Here is a 22,274-nt window from a genome sequence, read left to right on the forward strand (position 1 = left end):
GGGGGCGGAGGGGATGAGGTCACGGCCGGGCGGGGATCTCCAGGCCGAGGTTCTCCCGCAGGGTCGTGCCCTCGTACTCGGTGCGCAGCGAACCGCGCTCCTGCAGCAGCGGCACGACGCGGTCGACGAACTCGTCCAGACCACCCGGGTGCAGGTGCGATCCGAGGACGACCCCGTCGCCGCCTCCGCTCTGCACGAACTCGTCGAGACGGTCGGCGACCTGCTCAGCCGTGCCCACGTACTCCGTGCGGTCGAAGACGGTCTCGGCGAGACCGCGGAGGGTGAGGTCGCGCTCCTGAGCGAGCGCACGCCAGGCGCGCACGGTCCCCGCGCGATCACCGTGGATCAGTGCGCGGCCCTCGATCAGCGGCGGCGCCTCGAGGTCGGGCTCGAGATCGGGTACCGGCCCGTCGACGTCGAAGCCCGACAGGTCCCGGTTCCAGACCTGCTCGAAGAGCACCTGGATCGTGCGCGGTGTGAGTTGCTGATCGCGGATCCACCGCGCTCTCTCCTCCGCCTCCGCAGCGGTGCCGCCGAGGACGACGGCGGCTGACGGGAGGATCCGCACGGAGCCGGCCGGGCGACCCGCCGCCGCGACCCGGGCCGCGATGTCGCGCGCGAACTCGTGCGCCTCAGGTCCCCGGTGGTAGGGGGAGAAGATCACATCGGCGCTCGACGCCGCGAAGTCGCGACCCTGCGGAGAGACGCCCGCCTGCACGATCACCGGGCGGCCCTGCGGGCTGCGCGGCACGGTGAAACGGCCGGAGACGTCGAACTGGCTGCTCGAGACGGCGAACGACCCCGTCGACGAGTCGGCGAGGAACTCGCCGGAGGGGGCATCGGCTCGCACGGCGTCGGAGGTCCAGGTGTCCCAGAGCGTCGTCACCGCGCGAACGGCCTCCTCGGCACGGGCGTAGCGGTCGGCGCGGTCGAGGAAGCCGCCGCGGCGGAAGTTCGCGCCCGTGAAGGCGTCGAAGGACGTGACCACGTTCCACCCCGCTCGTCCGCCTGAGAGGTGGTCGAGGGTCGCGATCTGACGGGCGAGCTCGAAGGGCTCGTTGAACGTCGCGTTGAGCGTGCCGACCAGGCCGATGTGCTCCGTGACCGCGGCCAGCGCGGCGAGGAGCGGCAGAGTGTCCGGTCGTCCGGCGATGTCATGGTCGAACGGGCGCCCCGCGCGCTCCCGCAGTGCCAGACCCTCGGCGAGGAAGAAGTAGTCGAACCGCCCGCGCTCCGCGGTCTCTGCGACGCGGCGGAACGTCGAGAAGTCGACCTGGCTGCCGGCGTCGGGGTGCTCCCACAGGGTGTGCTCGTTCACCCCGCCCACGTAGGCGGCGAGGACGATCTGCTTCGGTCGCCGCGTCATGACTGCTCCTCGGAGGCGTAGCGGTTCGGGATCGACGTGGGCAGGCCCAGGGCTGAGCGGAGGGTGCGGCCCTCCTCCGTCCCGACGAGCAGACCGCGTCGGCGCAGCTCGGGCACGAGGTCGTCGGCGATCAGCGGCAGATCGGTGGCGAGAACCGCGGGTCGGAGGCGGACGCCGTCGTAGCCGAGCCGTGAGAGCTCGGCGATGCGGTCGGCGACGGACGCGGCCGACCCGGCGGCGACGGCGGCGTCGCCGGTGAGCGGTCGGCCGAGAGCGTCGAGGCGCGAGAGTCTGGCCGCGGCGGACTCCGCCGGGGTGTCGAGGACGACGACGAGGTCGGCGAGGACCCGCAGGCGCTCGCCCGTGCGCCCCGCCCCGCGCTCCGCCTCGGCGATCTCCTGGAGGATCCTCTCGGCGTCCGCTGCGTTCTGAGGCGTCGCGAACACGACGTCGGCCGAGCGCGCGGCGAAACGGTACGGGATGTCGGCGTGTGCGAGCGCGGCGACGACGGGCTGCCCCTGCGGCGGCCGGGGAGTGATCGCGGGGCCGCGCACCGAGAACCAGCGTCCTGCGAAGTCGACGCGGTGCACCTTGTCGGCGTCGAGGAAGCGATCGGTGGCGACGTCGCGGATCTCGGCGTCGTCCTCCCAGCTGTCCCAGAGTCTCCGTGCGACCTCGACGGCGTCGGCCGCCTCCTCGAAGAGCTCGTCGACGACGGCGCGGATCGCGGGGTCCTCGAGAAGGGGCGTGCCCGGCTCCGGCGGCACGATCGCCGCGATTCGTCGTCCGACGTGCGAGGCTTCGTCGACGCGTGACGACACCCTGACCTGCCAACCGCCCCGCCCCCGGCTCAGGTGGTCGAGCGTCGCGACGGCCTTCGACACGTGGAAGGGCTCCGTGTGCGTCACGGTGACCGTGGGCACGAGACCGATGCGGCTCGTGAGGGGGGCGACGTAGGAGGCGATCAGCAGCGCGTCGAGCCGGCCGCGGACCTCGTCGGTGCGGTCGTCGGCCAGGAAGGGGTCCGCCGATTGCAGGGCGAAGGAGTCCTCGATCGTCACGAAGTCGATCCCGCCGCGCTCCGCCCGCTGCACGATGTCCGCCCAGTACGCGCCGGTGAAGAGCGCGTCGGGACGGGCGCCAGGCTCGCGCCAGGACGCGGGGTGCCAGCCGGCGCCCTCGAGGGCGACGGCGAGGCTGAGGGGTGGGGCGGCGGTCATCGTGCTCCTCGGATCAGGGTGCCGGCTCGGACGAGCTCCTCGTCGTCGAGTGCGCGGAGGCGGCGCAGCAGCGCGCGCGCGACCTTGTCGTTCTCGCGGAACGACACCGCGTTCGTGCCCGGCCGGGAGAAGGCGCCGACGAACGGCGAGTCGGTGTACGGGCCGATCGCGTACCGGCGGCCGACGCGGCCTCCCGCCGTCGAGCGCAGCAGGGTGTCGTCCTGGTGCACGCGCAGCCTCCCGGTCGACAGGAGAATGTCGCCGACGTCGACGAGGTCCTCGACCGCCGACCCCGACGCGACGAGCGCTCGCATCAGCGCGTCGTCACTCCTCGCAACGGACGTCCGGGGGAGGCGCGCGTCGACGAGAGCGTCAGCGAGGACGACCTGATCGGTCGCCCCGCCGCTCGCGACGAAGCGGCCCTCCTCTTCGGAGGACTCCACACGGATGCCCGGGCCGAGGAAGTCGACGACGCCCGCGTCCGAGAGTGCGAGCAGCTCCTCGAGACGGTGCGCGGGCGGCCCGCTCGCGAGGAAGCTGAACCAGCTGAGCCACCATCCGTGCAGATCCTCGATCCGCGAGCGGGGCGTCCACCTCGCGGACGCGGTGAGATCGGCGACGAGGAAGTGGCTGCGCAGAAGCGCGAGGAAGAGCGCCATCGTGGCGCTGTGCTCCTGCCGGCTGCGCAGAGCCAGGTCGTCCCGGATGTAGGCGCGCACCGCCTCCTGCAGCGCCGAGCCGTCGGCGAACCGCACATCGGCGAACGGGCGGTCGAGATCGGGGAGGAGCAGCCTGTCGAGGCTGTCCGGCACAGTGTCCGCGACGAGCGCGGTCAGGGTCCGCGCATCTCCGAGGACCCGCTCGGCGTCGGCCCCGAGTGCGGGGAGAGCGTACCCCTGTCCCGCTTCGGGTCGCGGGCCGCGGGAGCCGGCGAGGACCGAGGCGCGCGGGTCGAGCCGCGAGAACACCTCCGAGAAGTGCGTCCAGTCGGTGCTCACCCGGTCGGGGTGCCCGGTGAAGAGCTCACGGTAGTAGCCCCAGAGCATCTCCTGGGCGATCAGGGGCCAGACGTCCTCGCTGAAGTCGAGCGGGCGGTGTCGCGAGCGCAGCTCCTCGACGACGGACGCCGAGAACCAGCGGGGCTCGGGCGCGGCTCCCTGGAGCGTCGAGCCGATCTTCGAGTGGTAAGGGACCCCGCGGCGGCTGCCGATCAGGATGCGCGGCTCACGTCCCGACGGGTGGTAGCGCAGTCCGCCGGCGTCGTCCCGTTCGAAGCGGCCGCCCCGGCCCTCGGTGAGCAGCACCAGGAGGTCGACCGCGACGAGGCCGAGGCCGCGCACGATCACGTCGTGTCCGGCGCGGAGGGATCCGAGGTCGGCGTCGGCCGTGAACGACGGCGGCAGGTAGGCGAGGCCGTGGCGCTCGGCGAACCCGGCCAGCCGGGTCTCGTCGACCGTCGGCAGAGCGCCGCTGTGCCCGAGCGAGAACAGGACCAGGTCCGCCTCGATCACGTCGCCGGAGTCGAGGACGACCCGCTGCGCACCGTTGTCGCGGCCGAGCACCTCGACGACGCGCGCCGCGTGCTCGCGGACCTCGACGTCAGGGCGGAGAGCGACGAGCGCCTCCCGGTGGAACCAGCGCAGATAGAGGCTCTGCAGCCGGCGGGTGGGGAAGCTGTCGGCGCGGAGCCCGTCGAGCTCGCGGCGCACGGCTTCGTCGCCCTCTGCGAGCGCGATCCGGCCGGCCCGCACCGCCTCCGCCCACTCGATCAGCGAGGGTCCGGGGCGCACCGGCCCCTCGATCGTCGCGCTCGCGTCGGTGAACATCGTCACGTCGGCTGCGCGCGAGTTGAGCTTCAGCAGCGGCGACTGCTCGTAGCGCCAGATCCGGCCGGGGCCGACGGGGTACGGGTCGACGACGTGGACGACGAGCGCGGCCGGCCCGAGGGCGTCCTCGGCGGCGTTCGCGGCGAGGCGCTCGAGGACCCCGACCGCGCGGGGACCTCCCCCGACGATCACGAGGGAGCGGGTCCCGTCCGATGGCGCTGACATGCGTCCACGATGACCCTTCCCCCGTGAGGACGCCGCTCTGTGACGACTCGTGACGATGTGAAGAAGTGTGTAGCGGCGGGGTTGGAGCCGGGTGGCCGCGGACCCTAGCGTCGGCCCCCACGGCGTGCAGAACGGTGCGCCCCGACAGGCAGGAGCCTCGAGTGCCCATCGAATTCCTCGGCATCGCCGCGCTCAACGACGGCAGCGAGACACGAGCACGCAGCGGCGCGAGCTTCGACCCGGAGTACACGGTGCGTCTGGCCGCGGCTCATGAGGACAGCGGGTGGGACCGCATCCTGTTCGCCTACCACTCCGGAGCCCCCGACCCCGCCGTCGCCGCCGCTTTCATCGCGTCGCGGCTCGAGCGCATCCAGCTGCTGCTGGCGCACCGGCCCAACGTCTCCTACCCCACGGTCGCGGCGAAAGCCTTCGCGACCCTCGATCAGCTGAGTGGAGGCCGCCTGAGCGTCCACGTGATCACGGGCGGGTCGGACGCGGACCAGGCCGCGGAGGGCGACTACCTGAGCAAGGACGAGCGCTACGCGCGCACCGCCGAGTACATCAGGATCGTCAAGCAGGTCTGGACGACCCGTGAGCCGTTCGATCACGTCGGGGAGCACTACCGCTTCTCCCGGTTCGTCAGCGACGTCTGGCCGGTGCAGCAGCCTCGGCCGCAGATCTCGTTCGGAGGCTCCTCTCCCGCCGCTCTGTCCGTCGGTGCCGCCGAGAGCGACGTCTACGCGCTCTGGGGCGAGCCGCTGCGGGACACCGCCGAGCAGATCCGCAGCATCCGGGAGGCGGCGGCGGCGGCCGGCCGCGACGTCGCGCCGCGCATCCAGGTCGCCTTCCGACCCATCCTCGGGGCCACCGAGGAGCAGGCCTGGGAGAAGGCGGAGGGGATCCTCCGCCGCATCGAGGCGCGCACCCGCGAGACCGCCCCCGGAGGCCTCGCCGCGCCGGAGAACACCGGCTCGCAGCGCCTCCTCGCGATCGCCGCCGCAGGCGACCGTTTCGATCGCGCGCTCTGGACCAGGGCGGGAGTCGCCGCGGGAGCGCGCGGCAACTCGAACGCCCTCGTCGGGACGCCGGAGACGGTGGCCGCCGCGCTGCTCGACTACGTCGATCTCGGGGTCGACATCATCTCGGCGCGCGGCTACGACTACGTCGACGACACCCTCGACTTCGGTCGCCACGTGATACCGCTGGTGCGCGAGGAGGTCGCTCGACGCGACGCCGCGGCCGCCCAGGCCGCCGAGGAGGCCGCTCGTGTCCTCGTCTGACACCGTCGCGGCCGACGAGTTCGTCCATGTGCGGGCCGATGACCCGCGGGCCCGGCCCCTGCTCGACGAGCTCGAGCGCGAGTACGACACCCGCTACGGCACCGCCTGGGGCGAGCCGGCATCGGCCGAGCTCGCGCGCTACCCGAGCGAGGTGTTCGCCCCGCCGGAGGGATCCTTCGTCCTGCTTCTGCGCGACGGCACTGCGATCGCCGGAGGCGCGCTGAAGAGATTCGACGACACGACCGCCGAGCTCAAGCGCATCTGGACATCCTCGGCGCACCGTCGGCAGGGACTCGCCCTGCGTGTGGTCGCAGAGCTCGAGGCGGAGGCCCGCCGGCTCGGCTACTCGACCGTCTACCTCACGACCGGGCCGCTCCAGCCGGAGGCGCAGCGGCTCTACCTCACCGCGGGCTACACCCCGCTCTACGACGTGACCCAGCCTCCGGAGGTGGTCGTCCTGCACGGCTATGCGCGGACGCTCACCGATCGGCCGCTCGACGTCGCGAGGATCCGGACCGCGCACGACGACTCCTTCGCGCAGCTCACCGCGTCCCTGCCCGACGGCGGAGCACGCCTGCGCGGTGGCGTCACGGGGCGTGCCTCATGAGCGGCACGATCGCGCCGCCTCGACCGCGGGACACGTCCGGCCCCCTTCCCGGAGGCATCGACCTCGCCCGACTCGGCGAGCGGCCGGTGCTGCCGCTGCGCCACCCGGTGCGCTGGGTGGTCGCCGCACTGGTCCTCGTGCTCCTGCTGAACGCCGGACAGACCCTCTTCACGAACCCGTCGTGGGAGTGGCCGAAGGTCGGGACCTGGCTCTTCAGTCCGGCGATCCTGAAGGGGCTGCAGCTGACGCTCCTCGCCACCGCCATCAGCGCCGTGATCAGCTTCGTCGGAGGCATCGTCGTCGCCGTAGCCCGGCTCTCGGGCAATCCGGTGCTGTCGACGCTCAGCTGGGTCTACATCTGGCTGTTCCGCTCGGTGCCGCTGATCCTCGTCCTCATCTTCCTGTTCAATCTCGGCAACCTGTATCCGACCGTCGGCATCGGCATCCCCTTCGGTCCGCAGTGGTCGGTGCCGACGGTGTCGCTGCTGCCTCCGCTCGCCCTCGGCGTGATCGGCCTGAGCCTGTCCGAGATCGCCTACAGCGCCGAGGTCGTCCGTTCCGGGGTGCTCGCGGTCGATCAGGGGCAGCACGAAGCGGCGAAGGCGCTCGGGATCCCGCAGCGCCGCCAGTTCACCCGCATCGTCCTCCCGCAGGCGCTCCGCTCGATCGTGCCCGCCTACGTGAACCAGATCATCGGCCTGCTGAAGGCGAGCTCGCTGCTGTTCTACGTCTCGCTGCTCGACCTGTTCGGGGTCGCTCAGAACCTCGGCAGCACGTACCCGACGGACATCATCCCCCTGCTCGTCGTCGCGACGATCTGGTACCTGGTGCTGACCTCGGCGATCTCGGTCGTGCAGTTCTACATCGAGCGCTTCTACGCCCGCGGCGCGCACCGGGAGCTCGCGCCCACGCCCCTCCAGCGGGTGCGGCGCTCGCTCGCCGGCCTGAGGAGTGCGCGATGACCGCCGCCATCGAGATCCACAACGCGACCAAGTCCTACGGCGACCGGACCGTGCTCCGGGGAGTCGACCTGCGCGTCGAGGCGGGCACCGTCACGGTTATCCTCGGTCCGAGCGGCTCGGGCAAGTCGACCCTGCTGCGGGCGATCAACCATCTCGAGAAGCTCGACGAGGGGTTCGTCTCCGTGAACGGCGAGCTGATCGGGGTGCGGCTGCGCGGCGGTCGGCTCAAGGAGCTGCGCGAGAAGGAGATCCTGCGCCAGAGGGCGAGGATCGGCTTCGTCTTCCAGAGCTTCAACCTCTTCCCGCACCTGACGATCCTCGAGAACGTCACCGAGGCGCCGATCTCGCAGGGGCAGCCGCCCGCGGAGGCCCGCGAGCGGGCACGCGCCCTGCTCGAGCACGTCCGTCTCGCCGACAAGGCGGCGGCCTATCCGAGGCAGCTCTCCGGCGGCCAGCAGCAGCGCGTGGCCATCGCGCGTGCGCTCGCGCTCGACCCCGAGGTGATCCTCTTCGACGAGCCGACCTCGGCTCTCGATCCCGAGCTCGTCGGGGAGGTGCTGCAGGTCATCCGGTCGCTGGCCGAGAGCGGCCGCACCCTCATCGTCGTGACCCACGAGATCGGCTTCGCCCGCGAGGTCGCGGACCGGGTGGTGTTCGTCGACGACGGCCTCGTCGTCGAGCAGGGCAGCCCGAGCGAGGTCCTCGACCGCCCGCAGAATCCGCGGACCCGCGACTTCCTCGGCCGAGTCCTCGGCTGAGCCCCCGCACTCCTCCTCCTCTCCATCCGCACGACAGACACAGGAATCGAATCATGACCAGACCGCACATCACTCGTTGGACCAGAGTCGGGGCGCTTCTCGCTGCCGCCGCGCTGACGACGGGCCTCGCGGCCTGCTCCGGTGCCGCCGCCTCCGACCCGGCCTCCCCGGGAGCCGCCTCCGGCACCACCACCGTCACCGTGGGTGCCCTCTCCAACGGAGCGGCGACCGAGACGGACATCGACGTGCCGGTCGTCGACGAGATCCGCGGCACGCTGCCGCAGGAGATCCTCGACCGCGGGACCCTGACGATCGGCGTCGGCGCTCTCCCCGCAGGCTTCCCTCCGCTCGCGTTCACCGGGACCGACACCGAGACCCTCACCGGCTCGGAGCCCGATCTCGGCCGCCTCGTCGCCGCCGTCCTCGGGCTGCAGCCCGAGGTGGAGAACTCCACCTGGGACAACCTCTTCGTGGGCATCGACACCGGAGGCAGCGACGTCGGCTTCTCGAACATCACCGTCACGGAGAAGCGCAAGGAGAAGTACGACTTCGCCTCCTACCGCGCCGACACCCTCGCGTTCCAGGTCCTCGCCTCGAACGACTGGGAGTTCGACGGCGACTACGAGAACCTCGACGGACTCACCGTCGCGGTCAGCAGCGGCACCAACCAGGAGAAGATCCTGCTCGAGTGGCAGGCCCGTCTGCAGTCCGAGGGCAGGTCCCTGGAGATCACGCGACTGCCCGATGCCAACTCCGTCACTCTCGCTCTCGGCTCCGGCCGGATCGACGCCTACTTCGGGCCCAACCCGACGACGGTCTACCAGAACCGGATCTCGGAGGACGGCGCCGACCCGACCCGCAACGCCGGCACGTTCTCCGGAGCGGGCGAATCGCTCGACGGGCTGATCGCGGCGACTGTGAAGAAGGACTCCGGACTCGCCGAGCCGATCGCCCAGGCCCTCGGCTACCTCGTCGGGAACGGTCAGTACCAGGACTGGCTGTCGGCCTACGGCCTGCAGGACGAGGCCGTGGACGAGGCCCTGGTGAACCCGCCCGGGCTCCCGCTCGACAACAGCTGAGCCGCCCCCGCCTCGGGCGCCCCGATCGACCAGCGGGGCGCCCTCCGCCCGCTTCCCCGAGGACTCCCATGCACCTGTTCGACTCGCTCACGCGCGAACGACTCGACCGCCCGACGAGCCGCAAGTGGAGCCTCCGCCCCGGCACCATCGGAGCCTGGGTCGCCGAGATGGACTTCGGTACGGCGCCGGCCGTTCGAAGGGCACTGCACGACGCCGTGGCCGGCGACGTGCTGGGCTATCTGTCCCCCTCGACTGCGGGCGAGCTGGGCGAGGCCGCCGCGGAGTACCTCGCTGAGCAGTACGCGTGGACGGTCGACCCCGCCCGCGTGCACTCCGTCTCGGATGTCATGGCCGCGCTCGGAGTGGCCGTCACCGAGTTCTCCCGCCCCGGCTCACCGGTGATCGTGCCTACCCCCGCTTACATGCCGTTCCTCACCTACCTGTCGGCCATCGGACGCGAGGTGATCGAGGTCCCGGGAACGATCGTCGACGGCCGCTGGGAGCACGACCTCGACGGGATCGATGCGGCCTTCGCGCAGGGAGCGGGCACCCTGGTGCTCTGCAATCCGCACAACCCGACGGGCTCGGTCCTGCCGCGGTCCGAGCTCGAAGGTCTCGCCGCTGTCGTCGAGCGCCACGGCGGGCGGGTCTTCGCCGACGAGATCCACGCGCCGCTGCGGTTCGACGGCGTCCCGCACATCCCTTACGCCTCGGTCTCGGAGGAGGCCGCCCGGCATTCCGTCACCGGAACGAGCGCCTCGAAGGCGTGGAACATCCCCGGCCTGAAGGCCGCGCAGCTGATCACCACGAACGACGCAGACGAGGACGTCTACTCGCGCTTCGGGTTCGCGGTGCAGCACGGCGCTTCGAATCTCGGCGTGATCGCCTCGACGGCCGCCTACCGGGAGGGCGGAGCGTGGCTCGACGAGGTCGTCGACTACCTCGACGGCAACCGGCGCCTCATCGCCGACTTCCTCGCCTCCGAGCTGCCCCGGATCGGGTACCGCACCCCGGAGGCGACGTATCTCGCCTGGTTCGACCTGGGTGCTCTCGGCCTCGCCGATCCCGCGCAGCACCTGCAGCGCGAGGCGGGAGTGACGCTCACCTCCGGACGCCTGTGCGGCGCCGGCTACGCCGACCACGTGCGTCTCGTCTTCGCCATGCCGCGTCCCCTCCTCCTCGAGACGCTCGAAGCCGTGCGGGCCGCCGTGTGAACGGCGGAGCGCCTTCGCGGGGACTCGACGAGGTGGGACGGTGGAGCACCGAGGCGGGCGGCATCGCACGACAGTGGCGAGGAGCCGTCCTTCAGCGCCTCCGCTCCCTCTGCACCCCCGATGAGGCCGGGCCGCCGGCGGTGGACCGGGCGGCCTCGCGTGTCGAGGCTGTGCAGCTCGCCCACGAGATCGAGCACGGATTCTTCCGCCCGGTGCCCGGCCGGGCGCAGGATCCGGAGTGAGACGGGGCGGCCCCCCCCCCTACGTCCCGAAGAGATTGGCGCGGGTCCCGCCGGGAGCGAGCTCGTCGCGGAGGATCCCGCGGCGGCGCAGGACGGGGACCAGGTCGTCGAGCATCCGGTGGAGGGTGACCGGGTGCAGGTCCCCGGAAAGGAGGAGCCCGTCGCTGCCGCCGTCGTCGCCGAGCTCCTCGACGAAGTCGGCGAACTCCTCCGCGGTGCCGACGAAGCCGGCGCGCTCGGCGACGCGGCCCTTGCGCGCCTTCCTGGTCAGCAGCTCCCGCAGCGGAGCATCCTCCGTGCCGCCGTACAGGCCGGCGATGGTGCCGTGCGAGACGTGCTCGCCGAACACCGACCGCGGGACGGGGAGGTCCAGGTCCAGCCCGGTGAGGTCGGTCTCCAGGTCGCTCGACCAGCCGAGCGCGATCCGCCGCAGCGCGTCCTCGTCGGGGTGGCGCGACGCCTCGACGACGCGCGCGGCCTCCTCCGGGCTCGACACGATCTCGGGCTTCACGACGAAGAGCACGCGGAGGTCGTCCGCGGTCCGCCCGTGCTGCTCGGCCGCGGCGAGCACGCGCGCCCGGTAGTCGCGGACCGCCCGGGCCTCCAGAGGGGCGAGCGCGAGCTGCACGTCCGACTGCGTGCCGGCGAAGGCCAGGCCGCGGGGGGAGCCGCCTGGGGAGACGACGATCGGGTCGCCGTTCGCGAAGGGGACGGCGTTCAGGGGTCCGTCCACGCGGAAGTGCTCCCCGCGGTGGCGGAACGCGTCGATCCGGGTGCCGTCGGCGTAGCGGCCCGACTCGGGGTCGGCGACCAGCGCGCCCTCGCCCCAGCTGTGCCAGAGCCGGCGGACGACCGCCATCCACTCGTCGGCCCGGTCGTAGGCCGCGTCGTGCGACAGCGGCTCCAGGCCCACGTGGCGGGCGCTGCCGACGTCGGTGACGAGGTTGATCCCGAAGCGGTCGGAGCTGAGGTGCTGCAGCGTCGCCGCCTGCCGGGCGGCGAGGTACGGGGGCGTGATGCCGGCGTTGATCGTCGGGGCCAGCCCGATCCGCTCGGTCGCCGCGAACAGGTACGGCGCCAGGAGGAGCGGATCGTGCTTCGGCCCGCCGTACGCTCCCCGCACCCGCAGGTCGAGCGTCTCCGGGGAGCCGAGCGAGACGGCGTCCTCCATCACGATCAGCTCGAAGCCGGCCTGCTCCAGCTCGCGGGCCGACTGCTGGTAGAGGCCGGGCTTCGTCCAGTCGTGGTTCCACTCCCGGTAGGGGTGCCCCCATCCCTGCGGTCCGAAGCCCCGGGAGAAGAACCAGCCGAAGTGCTGACGGCGCGCCACGCTCACACCTCCGCGAGCGCGGGGAGGGCGCGTGCGCGCACCGCGGCGAGCCCGCGCTCGAGGTCGCGGAGGAGGTCGTCGACGTCCTCGATCCCGATCGACAGCCGGAGGAGCCCGGGGTGGATCCCGGCGGCGGCGCGCTCGGCGGGGGTGCGTCCGGCGTGGGTGGTCGACGCGGGATGCAGCACCAGCGAGCGCACGTCGCCGAGGTGGGTCATGTGGCTGAACAGCTCGACGGCGTCGATGAAGGCGGCCGCGCCCGCCTCGCCTCCGGCCACGGTGAAGGAGAAGACGGAGCCCTGCCCGCGGGGGAGCAGGCGCTGCGCGAGGGCGAACGACGGGCTCGACTCCAGGCCGGAGTAGTCGACCGACACGACCTCGGGCCGCTCCTCGAGGAAGCGGGCGACGGCGAGGGCGTTCGCCGAGTGCCGCTCGACCCGGAGCGACAGCGTCTCGACGCCCTGCCGCAGCAGGAAGGAGTTCAGCGGTGACGGCGTCGGTCCGAGGCGGGAGACCACGATGTCCCGCGTGTACGAGACGAAGGCGCGCCGGCCGTGCTGCTCGGTCCAGCTGCGGCCGCCGAAGGACCGCTCCTCCTGGTTGAGGTGCGGGAAGAGCGCGGGGCGCGCCGCCCAGTCGAACGTGCCGGCGTCGACAATCACGCCGCCGAGGGCGGAGCCGTGCCCGGCGAGGAACTTGCTGGTCGAGTGCACGACCACGTCGGCCCCGTGCTCGATCGGGCGGAGGAGGTACGGGGTCGCGAGCGTGTTGTCGACCACGAACGGGAGCCCGTGCCGGTGCGCGATCGCGGCCAGCGCCGGGAGGTCCAGCAGATTGTTCTTCGGGTTCGGGATCGGCTCGCCGAAGAGGACCCGGGTGTCGGGCCCGATCCGCCGCTCCCACTCGCCGAGGTCCGACGCGTCGTCGACGAAGTCCACGCCGATCCCGAGCCGACCGAAGTTCTGCACCAGCAGCCCCCGGTTGCCCTCGTACAAGCGGCGCGACGAGAGCACCCGGTCGCCGGCCTGCAGGATCCCCAGGAGAGCGGAGGCGGTGGCCGCCTGGCCGCTCGCCACCAGGATCGCCTCGGCGCCGCCCTCGAGATCGGCGAGCCGACGCTCGACCTCCTCGGTGGTCGGGTTCCCGTTGCGGGTGTAGAGGTAGCCCTCGTCCTCGCCGGCGAACCGCTCGCGGGCGTGCTCGAAGCTGTCGAACACGAAGCCGGCGCTGAGGTGCACGGGCGTGACGCGCGCTCCGTGGGCGCCGTCGGGCGCGGCACCGGCGTGCACCTGGCGCGTGGAGAAGCCGGCCGCCGCGGAGGCGCGGGATGCGGGCGCGGAGGTCATGGTCGCGGTGGTCGCCGCAGCAGTGGTCGCGGTGGTCGCCGGTGCAGTGATCGTCACGGTGTGCTCCTGTCCAGACGCCCGGAAGGCGGATGCCGGGAGCCTGTCAGGCCGAGGGGAGTGTGCGCCGGATCGTGACGGAGTGTGACTGCGAGGGCGCCGTCGCGGGTCGTGGAGGTCGACCGCTCGGAGTCCGCGGATCGTGCCTCAGCTGTGCGTCGTGTTCGCCCGGATCTCCTCGACGGACAGCTCCGGCGCACCGCCCGCCGCGGCCGCCGGGTCCATCCAGACGAAGTCCCAGTGGTGGCCGTCGAGATCGTCGAAGCTCTTGGAGTACATGAACCCGTGGTCCTGCTCTCCGACCGGGGTCGCGCCCGCGGCGAGGGCCCTGCCGTGGAGGGTGTCGACCTCCTCCCTGCTGTCGGCGCTGAGGGCGAGCTGCACCTCGGTCGAGGTGGTGGCGTCGATGATCGGCTTGCTGGTGAACTCGGCGAAGAACTCCCGCGTGAGCAGCATCGCGGTGATCGTGTCGCTGATCACCACGCTGACGGCGTTCTCGTCGCTGAAGCCCTCGTTGATCGAGTAGCCGAGCGACTCGTAGAAGGCCCTCGCACGGGCGAGATCGGCGACGGCCAGGTTGACGAAGAGCATGGTGGGCATCGGTGCACCGTTCCTGTCGGGACGCCGGTGGCGCGCCGCCGCCGGTCGTGACTGCATGATGATGACCGGCCGGCGGCGGTGTCAAGGAAGCGCTGCCGAGACGGCGGTGGATGCCCGGTGCGGGGCGACCGGAGGAGGATGCGGCGCACGGATGCCGCGGATCTGCTGGACTGGCCTCGAGCACCGCAGCACGAGCAGGAGGGAGCGGAGATGATCCGGACCCTCGTTCCCACCGTCCTCGCGGCCGCCCTCCTCGCGGCCGGCTGGACCGCGATCGGACCCTCGCATCCGGTCTTCGCCGCGGTCGCGCAGATGGTCCTCACCAGCTGGGCGGCCCTGACCTTCGGTGCGCGCACCCGTCCGCTCGAGCAGTCCTGGTTCGACGTGGGCCGCCGTGAGCCGACGGTGCTGCGGGCGCTCGGGGTCGGCGTCTTCGGTCGGCTGCTCGACGTCGTCGGGTGGAACCGCCTCGTCACCCGCGAGCGCGGCTTCGACGGCACGCGCGCGGGGCTGGCCGCTCTCGATCAGCACACCCGCCGCTCCGAGGCGGTGCACGTCGCGTGCACGGCCGTCGGAGTCGCGCTCGCCCTCGCCGCGACAGTCACGGGTGCGACGGGCGGCGCGGCCTGGCTGCTCGGGTCGACGATCGCCGTTCAGCTCTACCCCGCGCTGCTGCAGCGGCTGGTGCGGGCGCGCATCCAGCGGGCGGGGCGGGCGGCGCGCGGTGCGCTTCACGTCGCGGACTCGGGAGACAGCGCCCCCGGCGGCGGACCGACCACGGCTCTGGAAGGGCAGTGATCACGGGGTCACCGACGCGCCGCGATCGTCACCGGGATCGGCCAGGGGATGGCGGCGCGCGAGGACATCGCGAGCCACGTCGGGCGGATCGCGCCGGTCGTGCTCCGCCGCCGTCAGCAGGAGAGCGAGGGCCGTGTCGGCGGGGACCCGCTGCGCTGCGCTGATGAAGCCGACGGCCTGCAGCACGGCGATCGTCCCCGGCGTGAGCGGGGCGCGGGACGCCGCCCAGCGACGGACCTCGGCGTCGTCCGTGTCCCCGGTCAGAGCGTCGGCCAGGGGGCGTGGAGGGAGGGCATGGGCGGGCCGGTCAGTGTCCGAAGCCGTGCTCGTGCTCGAGCTCGACGTCGAAGGTGATGTCGTCCTCGCTCGGCTGCACGGGGAACACTCCCGTGAGCGTCCTGGTGCGTTCGCGGATGCGGGCGACCTCGGCCGTGTTGTCCGGCTCCGGGAGATCGGAGGGAGTGGTCTCGGCGACCAGGGCGGCGCCGGCGTTGAGCAGGAACACCGCCTGCACGGTGCCGCCGTCGCCGCCGATGCCGGTGTACTCCACACGGTCCGCTGTGCTGCTCGCGGCGAGGGCGACGCCGTACTCGACCAGAGCGTCCGCCGCGTCGTCTCCGACCAGCATCGTCTTGTTCGCGAAGAGGAGATGCTTCATGCCCCCCAGCGTGCGCAGCGCCGAGGCCGACGGGGGAGAGACTTGACAGCTCCTGGGGCGGTCGACAGACGCGACCGCGGCACCCGGTGACGCCCGGTCGTCCTCGGCGTCGCCGAGACGGCACCCGTGGCGTCGGCCGTCCTCTGAGCAGGTCCGCGTCACAGGAACGTGGATCGACGGACCCGTGCTGATGTCGGCCGCCGAGACACCCGGCCGAGAGCAGGGCGACGTGACAGGCGGTGTCAGCGGACCATTCGCCGACGCCCGCGCCGCTTCTCCCCTCTGAGGATCAGGGCCGCGAGGAACGCGGCGAGGAGTGCGCCGATGGTGTTCATGAACCAGTCGTTCGTGTCGCAGGAGCGGCCGATCGCCGGAACGCCCGCCTGGACCAGCTCGATCAGGGCGGACAGGCCGGAGACGGCGGCGGCGACGAGCAGGGGCCGGCCGACCGCGACCGCGAGCAGCAGGGCCCCGGGGAGCGGGAGCGCGATGTTCGCGAGGGTGTCGATGCCGTCGAACGGCACCGAGAACTGCACGGCGCAGAAGACCCGCGGCGTCCCGTCGGGCGGATACACGGTCAGCGCGATCCCCACGACGAAGGCGAGCGCGGCGAGGACGAGAAGAGACCTTTCCGCGCCGCGCCGGTGCAGCAGCCAGGCGATCGCCGTGACCACCGCGACCGCGATCCAGAAGGCGATCGGGACGAGCGCGGCGTGGTCGACGAGGAACGTGCTGATCACGGTGCTCCGCTTCGAGGTGTCGGGGTGGCGGGAGAGGAAGAGGCCTTCCATTGACGGACGGCCCGCTCACTCCAGGTCGGCCTGTGCCGACGGCCGGCAGGCCTTCGGCGCGAGTCAGCTCCGGAGGGGAGAGCCTGCTGCGTCGAAGCGGTAGCCGCCGAAGGCGCCGCTGAGCAGCGGGCGCGCCGTCGCGATCGCGGCCTGGACCCGGGGGAGGGCGAGGGAGGCCCGATGCGCCTCGGCGCTCTCCCACAGCTCGACGACGAAGACGGTGTCGGGCTGCTCGTCGTCGACCCCGACCTCGTAGAGCAGGCAGCCGGCGTCGACGAGGTCGTCGTTGTGCTCGGTGAGGACGGCGACGAGCTCGTCGCGTCTGCCGGGCACGGCCCCGAGGAAGCCGACGTTCACGAAGGTCATGCCGCGAGGGTACCGCCGAGGACACCGGCGGCGGGTGGCCGTCTCGCCGGTCGGAGTGCGGTCGGGACGTCACGCTGGACGGAGTCGCCGTGCTCCCGCCTGCGAACCGCAGACCGGTCGCGCTCGGCCCGACGCCACGCCCGCTCGGGAGGATCGCGTCGCGAGAGAGGATCCCCGGTGGTCTCCGCGATCCCCGGCGGGTCCCACCGGCCAGGCATGGGCGTGCTCGGACCGACGGAGTGCGCCCGATCAGCCGGCGGGCCTGCTGAACAGATTGACGACGTTCCCGTCCGGGTCGCGGACGAGGGCGGAGCGGTTGCCCCACGGCATGGTGCTCGGCGGGAGCACCACGTCCTCGCTCCGGGGTGCGAGCTCGGCGAAGGCGCGGTCGACGTCGGCCACCTCGAACTCGAGCAGGACGGAGCGGTTCGACGCGGGGACGACGGCGCCGTCGAGCATCGCGACCGTCGAGGTGCGGGCGATCGCGAGGGTCGCACCCGCTCCCGTGAACTGCGCGAAGACCGGCGCCGGGCGCTCGGCCGGTCGGCCGACGACCTGCTCGTAGAAGGCGACGAGGCCGTCGAGGTCGTCGGTGACAATGCGGAGGGAGGTGAACGACATGGGGCTCCTTCAGGGCCGGGATGAGGTGATGGCACCAGGCTCGCCGGTCGTCGCGACACCGTCCTGTCGGTGTTTCCGCAGATCGTCCGCGACTCCGCGAGGTCCGCGGCGGCCGTCCCCGGAGCAGGTCAGTCGTCGACGACGGACCGCAGCCGTCCGTACTGGAGCGCGAGGTCCTCGGCTCGCAGGGTGCGCTGCGGAGACCGCTCGTCGGTCACCTCGACCGACAGCATCCGGTCGCCGCGGAACGCCCTGACCCCCTCCCGCAGCCGGCACCACGCGATCAGGTACCAGTGCTCCTCCTTCCCGATCGAGCCGAGCGGTTCGACGTCGCGGACCGATTCCGCGCCGCTGCTGTCGCGGTAGCGGAGCCGGACGACACGATCCGCTCGGAGGGCCGTCGCGAACTCCGCCGGGACGACCGCCTCCTCCTCGCTCTCGAGGAAGTGCACCCGGGAGGCGACCGCGCCGGCGCGGGCGGCCACGTCGTCCGGCAGGACCGCGAGCGTCTTCCGGGCAGCGGTCCTGGCTGCCTGCCGGAACGGACTGCGCTGCAGCGCGCTGAGGCCGATCAGCACGGCGACGGCCTCCTCCACCGTGAATCCGGCCGGCCCGAGGGTCGCGGACGCGTCGATGACGTAGCCGCCCGTGCGGCCGGGCTCCGCCCAGATCGGCAGACCCGCCTGCTGCAGCGCGGACAGGTCCCGCTCGATGGTCCGCACCGACACCTCGAACCGCTCGGCGAGACGGCGCGCGCTCCGCGGCCGGGGCGAGACCGCCCGCAACTCCTCGACGAGCCCGTAGAGACGATCGGTGCGGTTCACCCGACCATCATCCGCCCGGGCCTTCGGGGTGGCGTCCGTCGCCGGACTCACTGCGGAGAGATCTCCGCGGCAGCGGCCGCCGCGGGGCGCCTGCGGGAGGAGCCGTCCTGACGGTGGGCCGCCCCTGGGAGTCGCCCGTCTACTCCGCGAGCGCGCGCAGGTGCACCGCCGCCCAGGAGCGGAACGGCGTCCACGTCTCGGAGATCTCGTCGATCGACCGGTCGTCGCCGTAGCGCTTCGCGACTTCGTCGCTCAGCCTGCCCTCGTTGCGCGGCAGGACGTCGGGGAAGTTCGCGCCGCGGATCACGACGAGCTCGGCCGAGAACGGCCCCATCCCCAGGATGCTCTGCACCTGGACGAAGGCCTCGGCCGGCTGGAGCGAGCGCAGGTGGGAGCCGGAGAGCTGTCCGTCGAGGGCGGCCTCGGCGATCGCCTGCAGGTACTCCGCCTTGCGGTCGGGCAGGTCGAGGGACGCCGCACGCAGGACGGCCGGGGACGGGAAGGCTCCGTCATCACCGAGCTGCTGCGCGAGACGCGTCCTGACCGCCGCCGCCTGCCGGATCTGCAGCCGACGCGACAGGACCGTCCAGACCGCCGCCTCGTAGGGCGAGAAGAAGCCGCACGGCCGGAACCCGGGGAGCCGAGCCTGCACGTCCGCGATGACCTCGTCGCGCGCCGCGACGTCGGGCCAGCTGCGCCCGTCGATGTCGATGGACAGCAGCCGACGGACCTGCTCGGTCGCGGCGTCCAGGTCGCCCGGGCCCTCGACCACGATGCGGGCGGACGGCCCGTCCTGGGTGACCGCGACGTCCACTCGCTGCCAGTCGGCATCGCAGAGGAGGGCGGAGCGGATGCCCGCGGCCTGCGGCTGCGACGCGAGCCGGTTCGGGGTGAAGCCCTCCCAGAACCGCTGGGTGGTGGCCAACGACCAGGGCCCGAGGATCTCGTGAACGGTCTCGAGTCGAGTCACGGTCGGGCCTCGGGGCTCTGAGCGGCGGCAGGACCGTCGGTCCCGGAGGGGGTGGACGAGCCGTCGGGCGGTTCATCGGCGGGTGCCGCATCGGTCGACCGTTCTCCGAAGAGGAAGGCCTCGCCGTCGGAGTAATGGCTGTTCACGCTCAAGTGCTCGGCGAAGCGCTCGTCCCCGAACGCCGCTGTCAGGTCGTCGGCCGAGCGCCACTGCACGTACTCGATGATCCGATCGCTCCGGAGGTCGCGGAAGAAGCTCGTCGAGACGAAGCCCTCGAGCGTTCTGATGTGACCGCGCGTCTCGCTCTCGTTGTACTCGGCCATCCATGCCTGCTTGCCCGCGACGGGCGCCAGTCGGATGATCTCGTGGGCCGCCGTCGGGGCAGCGCGCACCGGATCGACGGGAGTCGCGTCGTCCGGGCTCGCCGTCGCCGAGGTGGTGAACCGGTAGATCCCCTCGTCCACGACCCACGACGATTCAGTGCGGCTCAGTTCCGCCGCGAAATCCTCGGCGTCGCGGCGGCTGCGCCAGAAGAGCAGCCCTAAGAGGAGCTCGGTGCCGGGGAAGGAGGGCGGGCCGAGCACGCGGCCCTGCGCCAGCCGGATCGCTCCGCCGTACCCCGTCCTCGGACGTGCGAGCGCTGCCGGCGAGGTGGCCGGATCGGACCGTTCCGAAGCCGCGCCGCTCGGGTGCGCTTCTGCGCTGACCACGACGACGAAGGGAGACGCGTCACCGTCGACGGTGGTACTTCGTGGGGACACTGACATGGGAGGACCTCCGGGCTTCGAGGACGCCGGAGGTTTTCAGCCCCGGATCGACACCGCCGGTGAGACGGGTCGACCACTCCGATGAGAATCGGTCAGGCGATGACGGTACACCACTTCCCTCCCGCCGCCCCGATCCCGGACGCCCGATTCGCATCCCTCGGGTGAAGCGGTCGGTCCCGCGCGGCGGTGACGGGGACAGCCGCCCGACCGGCGACTGCGGCTCAGTACTGCGCCTGCTCGTGCACCTCGACCGAGCCGTAGAGGGGGGCGCGTCGGGCGTACCGCACGGCGTCGTCCCGGGTCGGGCAGTCGAGCAGGTAGTAGCCGACGAGGGCTGACCGCTCCTCCGCTCGGGAAGGGGCCGGAGTGCCGCCTTCTCTTCGCGCCGCGGTCAGATCCGTCTCGACGGAGACGTCCCCGGAGGCGTCGGCGAAGCGTCCGGAGTCGACGAGGACGCCGTCCGCCTTCAGCGACGCGTCGTAGTCCGCCCAGGCCGCGTAGTCCTCGGGCGCATCGCCCCCGGCGTAGCTGCCGTCCGACCGCATCACGAGCATGATCTTCATCGCGCCTCCTGGTTCATCCGACCACCGTTCCCCCGGCGGCCGCCTCCGCGGTCGGATCGCCCCCGGGAACCGGCACGCCGAGCCTCCGACCATTCTGGGTCGAGGCGACCGTGCAGGGAAGGGATCGCTACGGAGCGGGATCGTCCGCGTCGAGGGCCTGCTGGAGGAGCCGGAGCGCCTTCGGCCCGACTCCGTGGAGGGTTGCGAGACGGTCGAGGCCCACCCGCCTCACGTCGTCCACATCGTGCACGCCCGCGTCCTCGAGCGCACGGGTGGCCGGGGCGCCGACGGCGGGAAGCGGTCGCGGATCCATACGTCCGACACTACGAACCGGACGACCGTGCCGACAGCCGATCATTCGGCGACTTCTGGCGGCGGGTGATTCCGGCGGCTGCCGTCACGACAGCAGCGGCGGCGAAGGCGACCATCGTGCCCAGCCCGTCGAGCAGCGCTCCGAGCCCCACTGCGCCCACGGCCTGTCCGGCGATCAGCACCACGAAGAGCAGGGCCGTGCCGGTCGCCGCGCGGTCCGAGTCGAGAGCGGCGGTCCAGGCGATGAGCGACCCGGTGGCGGCGGTGCATCCCCATCCGAAGAGCAGGCAGGCCGCGAGGGCGGACGGAGTGTCGGCGGCGAGCGCCAGGCCCAGAGTTCCCGCGGCGGCGGTCGCGGTGGTGATGGTCCACGCGGTGCGAGGCGACAGGGTACTGGTCCAGCGGGCGGTGGCGATCGCGACGGCGGGGCGCGAGCCGCTGCGTCGAGCGAGACCTGTCGTCCGCCCGGCCCGTGCTCGTGGTGCCGGAAGGCCGTCGACCGTTCCGCCGATCGGAGGTCGGCACGACGCTCCGGAGGGACTCGAGAACGAGGGACGGAGAAGACCACTGTCTCGATAGCCTCTGGATCGAGACGCCCGGTCTCACGCCCTCCTCCTGCCACCGAGGCAGGGCCCTGCAGCCCCGAGAGGACCGCTATGAGCTTCCCGCCTGTCGATTACGCCACGTACCAGGCCCTGCGTGACGAGGACATCAGCCATCCCGATGTCGAGGGAGGGGGCTGGAAGCTCGGGCACGCGACGTCCTGGGCGAGGTGGGGCGAGCGCGGTGACCTGGCCGGCCCCGTCACGGCGAGCAGTCCCGAGGAGTTCGTCGAGCTGCAGCCCATGACGACATCCGTCGTGCTGTTCGCGATCAACTGGGGCGGGAAGAACCCTCCCTCCGACCCGACGTTCTGGCAGACCTTCCATTCGCCCGGTCATCGGGGCGACGGCGCACTCCGGAACAGTGTGCGCGCCGCCTACGACGAGGTCCTCGACTCGAGTGCGCCTGTCGCCTACATGTCGGACGTCTTCAAACTGGTTCCGACCCGTGACGCGGGGGCTCTTCGGACGACTCTGCGCGACGAGCAGCAGGCGGGCAGGGACCACGTCGAACGCTGCGCCGAGCTGCTGACCTGGGAGCTGACCACCTGTCGCGAAGGAGCCGACGGCCGGACGCCGGTGGTGGTCGGCATGGGCGACGCCGCGTTCGAATGGCTGTCGGGCACAGGACCGGACACCCGGATCGCCGAAGCACTGGAGAAGGCTCTCGGACCCGACGCCCGGTCGTTCGTGAGGAGGATGCCCCACTACACGTTCGGATCGGCCACCAACCACGAGAGGACGACAGCGCTGACCCGCATCCTTCGGGAGGTTCTCGACGACCTCTGAATCCGCGGCTGATGCTCTCGCTGGTCGCGACTGCTGCCGGACTCCGGGGTCCCGACGCCCTCCTGCGGTCCGCTGCCGACGCCTCGTGGTCGTGGTCCCGG

General features: G+C 72.3%; 25 protein-coding genes. 8 read left to right on the forward strand and 17 right to left on the reverse strand.

Annotated elements, in window-relative coordinates; all coding sequences use genetic code 11:
- Positions 1–19 precede the first annotated feature (19 nt).
- From C5C57_RS10220 to C5C57_RS10230, 3 genes are read right to left on the reverse strand one after another with little or no spacing between them, the layout of a single operon-like run.
- The gene (locus tag C5C57_RS10220) at positions 20–1,366 is read right to left on the reverse strand and encodes an NtaA/DmoA family FMN-dependent monooxygenase (RefSeq protein ID WP_104223292.1); all 1,347 of its coding nucleotides are present in this window, start codon (positions 1,364–1,366) and stop codon (positions 20–22) included.
- Positions 1,363–2,586 (reverse strand): LLM class flavin-dependent oxidoreductase, encoded by a 1,224-nt coding sequence (locus tag C5C57_RS10225; RefSeq protein WP_104226542.1) that lies wholly within the window; start codon positions 2,584–2,586, stop codon positions 1,363–1,365. Before C5C57_RS10225 ends, C5C57_RS10220 begins: the two co-directional genes overlap by 4 nt.
- Positions 2,583–4,637: an FAD/NAD(P)-binding domain-containing protein gene (locus C5C57_RS10230; RefSeq protein ID WP_104297579.1), complete on the reverse strand. Its 2,055-nt coding sequence runs from the start codon at positions 4,635–4,637 to the stop codon at positions 2,583–2,585. Before C5C57_RS10230 ends, C5C57_RS10225 begins: the two co-directional genes overlap by 4 nt.
- A 161-nt stretch (positions 4,638–4,798) precedes the next feature.
- Between C5C57_RS10230 and C5C57_RS10235 the strand changes: the two genes are divergently transcribed.
- From C5C57_RS10235 to C5C57_RS10260, 6 genes are all read left to right on the forward strand, one after another.
- The gene (locus C5C57_RS10235) at positions 4,799–5,917 is read left to right on the forward strand and encodes an LLM class flavin-dependent oxidoreductase (RefSeq protein WP_104223289.1); all 1,119 of its coding nucleotides are present in this window, start codon (positions 4,799–4,801) and stop codon (positions 5,915–5,917) included.
- Positions 5,904–6,524 carry a GNAT family N-acetyltransferase gene (locus tag C5C57_RS10240; protein WP_219812286.1) on the forward strand — a complete coding sequence of 207 codons (621 nt, stop codon included), beginning with the start codon at positions 5,904–5,906 and terminating at the stop codon, positions 6,522–6,524. The genes C5C57_RS10235 and C5C57_RS10240 overlap by 14 nt, the downstream gene beginning before the upstream one ends.
- Positions 6,521–7,486: an amino acid ABC transporter permease gene (locus C5C57_RS10245; RefSeq protein WP_104233982.1), complete on the forward strand. Its 966-nt coding sequence runs from the start codon at positions 6,521–6,523 to the stop codon at positions 7,484–7,486. The genes C5C57_RS10240 and C5C57_RS10245 overlap by 4 nt, the downstream gene beginning before the upstream one ends.
- Positions 7,483–8,244, forward strand: coding sequence for an amino acid ABC transporter ATP-binding protein (locus tag C5C57_RS10250; RefSeq protein ID WP_104223287.1), 762 nt, complete (start codon positions 7,483–7,485; stop codon positions 8,242–8,244). Before C5C57_RS10245 ends, C5C57_RS10250 begins: the two co-directional genes overlap by 4 nt.
- A gap of 53 nt (positions 8,245–8,297) precedes the next feature.
- On the forward strand, positions 8,298–9,323 hold the full coding sequence (locus C5C57_RS10255) for a transporter substrate-binding domain-containing protein (protein WP_104297580.1): 1,026 nt from the start codon (positions 8,298–8,300) through the stop codon (positions 9,321–9,323).
- A 68-nt stretch (positions 9,324–9,391) separates the two neighbouring features.
- Positions 9,392–10,537: a MalY/PatB family protein gene (locus C5C57_RS10260; protein WP_104297581.1), complete on the forward strand. Its 1,146-nt coding sequence runs from the start codon at positions 9,392–9,394 to the stop codon at positions 10,535–10,537.
- Positions 10,538–10,798: 261 nt separating this feature from the next.
- On the opposite strand, the gene C5C57_RS10270 is transcribed toward C5C57_RS10260, so the two are convergent.
- From C5C57_RS10270 to C5C57_RS10280, 3 genes are all read right to left on the reverse strand, one after another.
- A complete protein-coding gene (locus C5C57_RS10270; RefSeq protein WP_104233980.1) occupies positions 10,799–12,109 on the reverse strand; it encodes an LLM class flavin-dependent oxidoreductase in 1,311 nt (436 codons plus the stop codon).
- 2 nt (positions 12,110–12,111) lie between these two features.
- Positions 12,112–13,455, reverse strand: coding sequence for an O-acetylhomoserine aminocarboxypropyltransferase/cysteine synthase family protein (locus C5C57_RS10275; RefSeq protein ID WP_104297610.1), 1,344 nt, complete (start codon positions 13,453–13,455; stop codon positions 12,112–12,114).
- Between the two features lie 204 nt (positions 13,456–13,659).
- The gene (locus C5C57_RS10280; protein WP_104247107.1) at positions 13,660–14,112 is read right to left on the reverse strand and encodes a VOC family protein; all 453 of its coding nucleotides are present in this window, start codon (positions 14,110–14,112) and stop codon (positions 13,660–13,662) included.
- A 210-nt stretch (positions 14,113–14,322) separates the two neighbouring features.
- Here C5C57_RS10280 and C5C57_RS10285 point away from each other — a divergent pair, with 210 nt between their 5' ends.
- Positions 14,323–14,910 (forward strand): hypothetical protein, encoded by a 588-nt coding sequence (locus C5C57_RS10285; RefSeq protein ID WP_146082411.1) that lies wholly within the window; start codon positions 14,323–14,325, stop codon positions 14,908–14,910.
- Here C5C57_RS10285 and C5C57_RS10290 read toward each other — a convergent pair whose 3' ends face one another.
- The 11 genes from C5C57_RS10290 to C5C57_RS18130 all read right to left on the reverse strand — a co-directional run bounded on the left by C5C57_RS10290 (position 14,911) and on the right by C5C57_RS18130 (position 20,967).
- The gene (locus C5C57_RS10290) at positions 14,911–15,096 is read right to left on the reverse strand and encodes a hypothetical protein (protein ID WP_104247105.1); all 186 of its coding nucleotides are present in this window, start codon (positions 15,094–15,096) and stop codon (positions 14,911–14,913) included.
- Between the two features lie 121 nt (positions 15,097–15,217).
- Positions 15,218–15,568, reverse strand: coding sequence for a hypothetical protein (locus C5C57_RS10295; protein WP_104247104.1), 351 nt, complete (start codon positions 15,566–15,568; stop codon positions 15,218–15,220).
- A 242-nt stretch (positions 15,569–15,810) separates the two neighbouring features.
- A complete protein-coding gene (locus C5C57_RS10300) occupies positions 15,811–16,359 on the reverse strand; it encodes a VanZ family protein (RefSeq protein ID WP_104247103.1) in 549 nt (182 codons plus the stop codon).
- A 63-nt stretch (positions 16,360–16,422) separates the two neighbouring features.
- Positions 16,423–16,725: a putative quinol monooxygenase gene (locus tag C5C57_RS10305; protein ID WP_104297583.1), complete on the reverse strand. Its 303-nt coding sequence runs from the start codon at positions 16,723–16,725 to the stop codon at positions 16,423–16,425.
- A 249-nt stretch (positions 16,726–16,974) separates the two neighbouring features.
- On the reverse strand, positions 16,975–17,346 hold the full coding sequence (locus C5C57_RS10310; RefSeq protein ID WP_104233974.1) for a VOC family protein: 372 nt from the start codon (positions 17,344–17,346) through the stop codon (positions 16,975–16,977).
- 128 nt (positions 17,347–17,474) lie between these two features.
- Positions 17,475–18,170, reverse strand: a complete 696-nt coding sequence (locus tag C5C57_RS10315; RefSeq protein WP_104297584.1) for a YafY family protein — start codon at positions 18,168–18,170, stop codon at positions 17,475–17,477.
- Between the two features lie 139 nt (positions 18,171–18,309).
- Complete coding sequence (locus tag C5C57_RS10320; RefSeq protein ID WP_104260308.1) at positions 18,310–19,140, reverse strand: DNA-3-methyladenine glycosylase; 831 nt, start codon at positions 19,138–19,140, stop codon at positions 18,310–18,312.
- Positions 19,137–19,907, reverse strand: coding sequence for a hypothetical protein (locus C5C57_RS18125; RefSeq protein WP_181069171.1), 771 nt, complete (start codon positions 19,905–19,907; stop codon positions 19,137–19,139). Before C5C57_RS18125 ends, C5C57_RS10320 begins: the two co-directional genes overlap by 4 nt.
- 221 nt (positions 19,908–20,128) lie before the next feature.
- On the reverse strand, positions 20,129–20,470 hold the full coding sequence (locus C5C57_RS10335) for a YciI family protein (RefSeq protein WP_181069173.1): 342 nt from the start codon (positions 20,468–20,470) through the stop codon (positions 20,129–20,131).
- Between the two features lie 127 nt (positions 20,471–20,597).
- Positions 20,598–20,783, reverse strand: a complete 186-nt coding sequence (locus C5C57_RS10340; RefSeq protein WP_104223264.1) for a DNA-binding protein — start codon at positions 20,781–20,783, stop codon at positions 20,598–20,600.
- Between the two features lie 10 nt (positions 20,784–20,793).
- Positions 20,794–20,967, reverse strand: a complete 174-nt coding sequence (locus C5C57_RS18130) for a hypothetical protein (protein WP_181069175.1) — start codon at positions 20,965–20,967, stop codon at positions 20,794–20,796.
- 471 nt (positions 20,968–21,438) lie between these two features.
- On the opposite strand from C5C57_RS18130, the gene C5C57_RS10345 reads away from it, so the two are divergent.
- Positions 21,439–22,173 carry a hypothetical protein gene (locus tag C5C57_RS10345; RefSeq protein ID WP_104223263.1) on the forward strand — a complete coding sequence of 245 codons (735 nt, stop codon included), beginning with the start codon at positions 21,439–21,441 and terminating at the stop codon, positions 22,171–22,173.
- The last annotated feature ends 101 nt before the right edge of the window (positions 22,174–22,274 follow it).

This window comes from Rathayibacter sp. AY1C5 (assembly GCF_002931705.1).
In the GTDB taxonomy this organism is placed as follows: Bacteria; Actinomycetota; Actinomycetes; order Actinomycetales; family Microbacteriaceae; genus Rathayibacter.

Bases quoted from the DNA above. Each gene is read 5' to 3' on its own strand.
- C5C57_RS10275 (WP_104297610.1), bottom strand. From the start codon at position 13,455: ATGACCTCCGCGCCCGCATCCCGCGCCTCCGCGGCGGCCGGCTTCTCC.
- C5C57_RS10230 (WP_104297579.1), bottom strand. From the start codon at position 4,637: ATGTCAGCGCCATCGGACGGGACCCGCTCCCTCGTGATCGTCGGGGGA.
- C5C57_RS10335 (WP_181069173.1), bottom strand. From the start codon at position 20,470: ATGAAGATCATGCTCGTGATGCGGTCGGACGGCAGCTACGCCGGGGGC.
- C5C57_RS10345 (WP_104223263.1), top strand. From the start codon at position 21,439: ATGAGCTTCCCGCCTGTCGATTACGCCACGTACCAGGCCCTGCGTGAC.
- C5C57_RS10250 (WP_104223287.1), top strand. From the start codon at position 7,483: ATGACCGCCGCCATCGAGATCCACAACGCGACCAAGTCCTACGGCGAC.
- C5C57_RS10260 (WP_104297581.1), top strand. From the start codon at position 9,392: ATGCACCTGTTCGACTCGCTCACGCGCGAACGACTCGACCGCCCGACG.
- C5C57_RS10300 (WP_104247103.1), bottom strand. From the start codon at position 16,359: ATGGAAGGCCTCTTCCTCTCCCGCCACCCCGACACCTCGAAGCGGAGC.
- C5C57_RS10285 (WP_146082411.1), top strand. From the start codon at position 14,323: ATGATCCGGACCCTCGTTCCCACCGTCCTCGCGGCCGCCCTCCTCGCG.
- C5C57_RS10295 (WP_104247104.1), bottom strand. From the start codon at position 15,568: ATGAAGCATCTCCTCTTCGCGAACAAGACGATGCTGGTCGGAGACGAC.
- C5C57_RS10305 (WP_104297583.1), bottom strand. From the start codon at position 16,725: ATGACCTTCGTGAACGTCGGCTTCCTCGGGGCCGTGCCCGGCAGACGC.
- C5C57_RS18125 (WP_181069171.1), bottom strand. From the start codon at position 19,907: ATGTCAGTGTCCCCACGAAGTACCACCGTCGACGGTGACGCGTCTCCC.
- C5C57_RS10255 (WP_104297580.1), top strand. From the start codon at position 8,298: ATGACCAGACCGCACATCACTCGTTGGACCAGAGTCGGGGCGCTTCTC.
- C5C57_RS10340 (WP_104223264.1), bottom strand. From the start codon at position 20,783: ATGGATCCGCGACCGCTTCCCGCCGTCGGCGCCCCGGCCACCCGTGCG.
- C5C57_RS10280 (WP_104247107.1), bottom strand. From the start codon at position 14,112: ATGCCCACCATGCTCTTCGTCAACCTGGCCGTCGCCGATCTCGCCCGT.
- C5C57_RS10310 (WP_104233974.1), bottom strand. From the start codon at position 17,346: ATGTCGTTCACCTCCCTCCGCATTGTCACCGACGACCTCGACGGCCTC.
- C5C57_RS10245 (WP_104233982.1), top strand. From the start codon at position 6,521: ATGAGCGGCACGATCGCGCCGCCTCGACCGCGGGACACGTCCGGCCCC.
- C5C57_RS10225 (WP_104226542.1), bottom strand. From the start codon at position 2,586: ATGACCGCCGCCCCACCCCTCAGCCTCGCCGTCGCCCTCGAGGGCGCC.
- C5C57_RS10220 (WP_104223292.1), bottom strand. From the start codon at position 1,366: ATGACGCGGCGACCGAAGCAGATCGTCCTCGCCGCCTACGTGGGCGGG.